Annotated in this window: 4 protein-coding genes; all 4 read left to right on the top strand. The window is 68.9% G+C overall.

What is annotated here, in order from left to right; all coding sequences use genetic code 11:
* The first annotated feature begins 274 nt into the window (after positions 1-274).
* The 4 genes from ACFT9I_RS40095 to ACFT9I_RS40080 all read left to right on the top strand — a co-directional run bounded on the left by ACFT9I_RS40095 (position 275) and on the right by ACFT9I_RS40080 (position 5,209).
* Positions 275-1,024, top strand: a complete 750-nt coding sequence (locus ACFT9I_RS40095) for an enhanced serine sensitivity protein SseB (RefSeq protein WP_382572828.1) — start codon at positions 275-277, stop codon at positions 1,022-1,024.
* A gap of 131 nt (positions 1,025-1,155) precedes the next feature.
* A complete protein-coding gene (locus ACFT9I_RS40090; RefSeq protein ID WP_382572825.1) occupies positions 1,156-1,950 on the top strand; it encodes an enhanced serine sensitivity protein SseB C-terminal domain-containing protein in 795 nt (264 codons plus the stop codon).
* A 394-nt stretch (positions 1,951-2,344) separates the two neighbouring features.
* A complete protein-coding gene (locus tag ACFT9I_RS40085; protein WP_382572823.1) occupies positions 2,345-3,343 on the top strand; it encodes an ABC transporter permease in 999 nt (332 codons plus the stop codon).
* A 108-nt stretch (positions 3,344-3,451) separates the two neighbouring features.
* Positions 3,452-5,209: an ABC transporter substrate-binding protein gene (locus ACFT9I_RS40080; protein ID WP_382572820.1), complete on the top strand. Its 1,758-nt coding sequence runs from the start codon at positions 3,452-3,454 to the stop codon at positions 5,207-5,209.
* Positions 5,210-5,294: the final 85 nt, after the last annotated feature.

Below are 5,294 nucleotides of genomic sequence, written 5' to 3'. Positions count from 1 at the left end.
GGCCACGGGGGTGCCCCCTGCGTTGTCGGAGTCATGCGAGTACGCCCAGTACGAGCATGATCCTCCGCCTTGCGATGCACCGCACCAGACGCCGCAGGCCCCGCCCTACGGGCGGACGGCGCTACTTTGAAGACAGGCCCTAGGCGCCCCGCGCCGCCGGTGGGCGGACGGAGCGTGGATCCGCCGTCGGCGTCGCGCGGCCACGCCCCCGCGGCGTTAGGGTTTCCGCGGCACGCGGGGTGGGCCGCACGCACGGGCGACACGGGAGAGTTACGTGAACACAGCATGGCCGGGCAACGAGTTGGAAGAGGTGCTCGCCGCCTCGCTCGGGAACGCGGCCGCCGGTGGGCGGCTCGTCGAGGTGCTCGGGCGCAGTCAGCTCTGGGTGCCGCTGCCCAACGGCGGCGGACCCGACAGCCCCGCGCTCGATCTGCCCACCATGGAGATCGAGGGCGCGCCGTACGTTCCCGTCTTCAGCTCCGAGCAGCAGTTCCTCCAGTGCGTCGGGGCCCATATGCCCTTCACCGTCGCCCCGGCCCGCGAGTTCGCCCGCGGCCTGCCCCCGCAGCTCGGTATCGCCGTGAACCCCGGCGGCATGGTCGGCGCGCCGCTGCCGCCGCCCGCCGTCGCGGAGTTGTGCCGGGTGGGCCGTACACCGCTGGACGGCCCCGCGAGCGGCGGGCGGGTGCGGCTCTTCGAGCCGGACTGGCAGGAGGACCCCGTCGACTTCCTGACCGCGGCGGCCGAGGAGTTCGAGGCGTCCGGCGTCATCCTCACCGCCCGCCGCGGACTCGCCAGCATTGAGGGCGAGGCCCCGGTGCTCTTCGTCGGTGTGCAGCTCTCCTCCTGGGAGGCCGCCGAACGCAACGCCCCCATGGACGCGCTGGGCAGGGCGCTCGGCCGCGCCCACGTCGGCTGGCCGGTCAATCTCGTCCTGCTGGACGCCACTCAGGACCCGGTCGGCACCTGGATGCTGGAGCGGGTGCGGCCCTTCTACCAGCGGACGGCCGTTCCGCCGGCGTAACACGCCGTCGCCACCGGCCCCGGAACCGGCCATGACCCGCCGGTCTAAGCTGGTTTGATGGCCTGGCCGGCACGGGCCCGAAGCGGGGGAGGCCGGTCCAAACAATGGATCGACGAGGGGCGGGACCAAGAGTGAGCGCGTCAGGCACCGCGGCGACGGGGCAGGTCGAGCACATGCTGCGCCAGGTGACGCCAGGACGCTACGACGCCTACGAGGCGCTGCTCCAGGCACTCGCCGACAGCTCCGCGGGCCAGGTGTGGATGCTGCTCTGGCACGGCCGCGCGGGCTCGCCCGACGCGCAGTACGGGAACATGGAGGTCGACGGCCTCGGCTACGCGCCCTGCGTCACCTCCGCCCAGGAGCTGTCCGTCAGTGGCTGGAACCGTGCGCACGAGGTCGTCACCGGCCGCGACGTCGCCCGCGCCCTCTACCCCGAACGCTGGGGGATCTGGCTGAACCCGCACGCGCCCGGCGGCGGCGTCGGCATCCCGTGGCTCGACCTGCGCCGGATCGCCACCGGCCTCGACCGGATGCCGGCGGGACCGCTGCGGCTGTCCGAACCGGCCGTCGAGATCCCGCAGTTCTACGCGCTGCTCACGCAGAACGCCCACCGCACGCCCGCCGTACGGTCGTTGCGCCGCGCCTGGGTGCACCCCGCGCTCGGCGCGCCGTATCTCACCATCGGCCTGGATCTGTACGACACGAGCCCGGCGTCCGTGGACGCCGTACGCGCGATGATGCAGCAGTCCATCGGCGCGGTCCCCGAGGGGCTGCCGGTCTCCACCGTCGCGATGTCCGACGAGTACGACCCGGTAACGATGTGGCTGCGGGCCAACTCGCGGCCGTTCTACGACCGGGAGGCCCACGGGGCACCCCAGGCCGCGTCCGGTTACGGCTACCCGCCGGCCGCCCCGCGCGCCTACTGACCACCCGGCGGCGCCCTGACCCGTACCGACCAGTACAGTCAGCCGCGCCGTACATTCTCCGGACGGCGCGAGCCGTACCGAAACGTAGCGAAAACGGCCCGCCGTTCCGCTCAGGCGATCACAACGTCCGGATAACGGTAGGTGTCTGACTCCATCACGTTTGAGCAAACATTCCCCTTGACCACTGGCGGGTGATCACTACGGCCATGAAGACTCCCGGCAGCGGGGACCGTCGGTCCTCTGTGCGAGCAGTCCGGCATCGCTCCACGGGAAGCCCTCGACGGGACGCTTCCGCGACACCAGCACCGACGTGTGCGCCAACTGATGCGAGACAGGCCGTTACAACGGCGGGTATGGGGCCGGCGACCGCCGGCCAGGAGGGGTCGAAGACGTTGTGACCGCACCGATCGAGACCACCAAGTCGGCTGCCGAAGTGCAGCCGGAGGCAGTGCTCACGGGCGCCAAGCAGAGCCAGATCGAGGGTCGTTCGCTCGGCCGAATAGCCTGGACGCGCTTCAAGCGCGACAAGGCCGCCGTGGCCGGCGGCATCGTTGTCATCCTCCTGGTCCTCCTCGCGATACTGGCCAAGCCCATCCAGGCCATCTTCGACCTCGACCCGAACGCGCTGAACCAGGACCTGGTGGACCCGGAGCTCCTCGCCCCCAAGGGCGCCTGGGGCGGCATGAGCTGGGACCACCCGCTCGGTGTGGAGCCCGGCCTCGGCCGTGACCTTCTCGCCCGCATCATCGAGGGCTCCTGGGTCTCGCTCCTCGTCGCCGCCGGAGCCACCCTGCTCTCCGTGGCGATCGGCACCCTCCTCGGCGTCATCGCCGGCTACTACGGAGGCTGGGTCGACGCCGTCGTCAGCCGGCTGATGGACACCTTCCTCGCCTTCCCGCTGCTGCTCTTCGCGATCTCGATCTCCGCCGCCCTCCAGGACGGCGCCTTCGGACTCAGCGGACTACCGCTGCGGATCGCGGTGCTGATCTTCGTGATCGGCTTCTTCAACTGGCCCTACATGGGCCGGATCGTGCGCGCGCAGACCATGAGCCTGCGCCGGCGCGAGTTCGTCGACGCGTCCCGAAGTCTGGGGGCCCGAGGGCCCTTCATCCTCTTCCGGGAACTGCTGCCGAACCTCGTGGCGCCGATCCTCGTCTACTCGACGCTCCTGATCCCCACCAACATCCTCTTCGAGGCCGGTCTGAGCTTCCTCGGAGTGGGCATCGCCCCGCCACAGGCCTCATGGGGCGGCATGCTCACCACCGCGGTGGACCTGTACGAGGTCGATCTGCACTACATGTTCGTGCCCGGCATGGCGATCTTCATCACCGTGCTGGCCTTCAACCTGTTGGGTGACGGGCTGCGTGACGCACTCGACCCCCGCAGCAAGTAACCACCCACGCACCAACCCCACGCAGCACCCACGTAACACTCAGCACCATCCACAGCGGCCGACCTTGAGCTCCGTGCCGTATCCATTGATAGAGGGGCTTTCCTCAGGATGAAGACCAAGAAAGCGACAGCTGTCCTGGCGACAGCCATCGTGCTGGCGCTCAGCGCGTCGGCGTGCGGCGGCTCGGACAGCAAGGACAACGACAGCAAGGGCGGCGGCGCCGGCATCGACGCCGGACTGACCTCGGTCGTCAACAAGTCCGACAAGAAGGGGGGCACCGTCACCTTCGAGCACTCGGACGTGCCGGACTCCCTCGACCCGGGCAACACCTACTACGGCTGGGTGCAGAACTTCTCCCGGCTGTACGGCCGTACGCTCACCACCTTCAAGCCGGCCGCCGGCGAGGAAGGCCTGGAGGTCGTCCCCGACCTCGCCGAGTCGCTGGGCGAGCCGAGCGCGGACGCCAAGACCTGGACGTACAAGCTGCGCAAGGGCGTCAAGTTCGACGACGGCAGCCCGGTCACGTCCAAGGACGTCAAGTACGCCATCGAGCGCAGCAACTTCGCGCCGGAGGCCCTCTCGCACGGTCCCACCTACTTCAAGGCCTACCTTGAGGGCGGCGACAAGTACAAGGGCCCGTACAAGGACAAGTCCGCCGAGGGTCTGAAGTCCATCGAGACCCCGGACGACCAGACCATCATCTTCAAGCTCAACAAGCCGTTCGCCGACTTCGACTACCTGGCGACCTTCTCGCAGACGGCCCCCGTGCCGGCGGCGAAGGACAAGGGCGCCGAGTACGTCAAGGCGATCGCGTCGTCGGGCCCGTACAAGTTCGAGTCGTACAACGAGGGCCGCAGCGCGACCCTCGTGCGCAACCCGCACTGGGACAAGGCCACCGACCCGATCCGCCCGGCGCTCGCCGACAAGATCACCATCAAGTTCAAGGTCAACCCGACCACGGTCGACCAGCACCTGATGAGCGACAACATCACGGTGGACGCCGCGGGCACCGGCCTTCAGACGAAGACCCAGCCCAAGGTCCTCACCAAGCAGAGCGAGAAGGCGAAGACGGACAACTCGTACGCCGGCGCCACCTCGTACCTCGCGCTGTCGACGAAGGTGAAGCCCTTCGACAACGCGGACTGCCGCAAGGCCGTGCAGTACGCGGTCGACAAGGCGTCCGTCCAGGCCGCGCTCGGTGGCGACACCAAGGGCGACGTGGCGAGCACGCTGCTCCCGCCGACGGTCAACGGGTACGAGAAGTTCGATCTGTACCAGACCGAGGGCAACAAGGGCGACGTCGCGAAGGCCAAGGCCGCCCTCGCGGACTGCGGTCAGCCGAACGGCTTCAAGACCAACCTGACGGCCCGCTCCGACCGTCCCGACGAGGTGCAGATGGCGACCGCCATCCAGGCCTCGCTGAAGAAGGTCGGCATCGAGGCGGAGATCAAGCAGTACCCGTCGGGCAAGTACTTCGGTAACTTCGCCGGTGTTCCGAGCTACGTCAAGGAGCACGACCTCGGCATGATGATGATGGCGTGGGGCGCCGACTGGCCGACCGGCTTCGGCTTCCTCGACCAGATCGTCAACGGCTCCGCCATCAAGCCCTCGGGCGGCAACAACCTGATGGAGCTGGACGACCCGACGATCAACAAGGCGCTGTCGGACGGTATCGCGCAGACCGACGCCGCCGCCCGCACCAAGGCGTGGGGCGGGGTCGACAAGCTCGTCATGGAGAACGCCTCCGTCGTGCCGCTGATCTACCGCAAGAACCTGCTGTACCGCCCGGACTCGGCGACCAACGTCACCGTGACCCAGGCGTACCTCGGTATGTACGACTACCTGCTGATCGGCTCCACCACCTAATCCAGCGGTAGAGCTTTCCCAACCCCCCGAAATGCCTGAAAGGCAGGTGAAGGCTTCGGGTCCGCCGGCCGGGTCACCCCCGGCC

Origin of the sequence: Streptomyces sp. NPDC057137 (assembly GCF_042670825.1) — a bacterium.
Lineage (GTDB): Bacteria > Actinomycetota > Actinomycetes > Streptomycetales > Streptomycetaceae > Streptomyces.
The sequence above is the reverse complement of the archived record's forward strand: the minus strand, read 5'-3'. Positions and strand labels throughout refer to the sequence as shown.

Coding starts and splice junctions, on each gene's coding strand:
- ACFT9I_RS40080 (WP_382572820.1), top strand. CDS start 3,452: ATGAAGACCAAGAAAGCGACAGCTGTCCTGGCGACAGCCATCGTGCTG.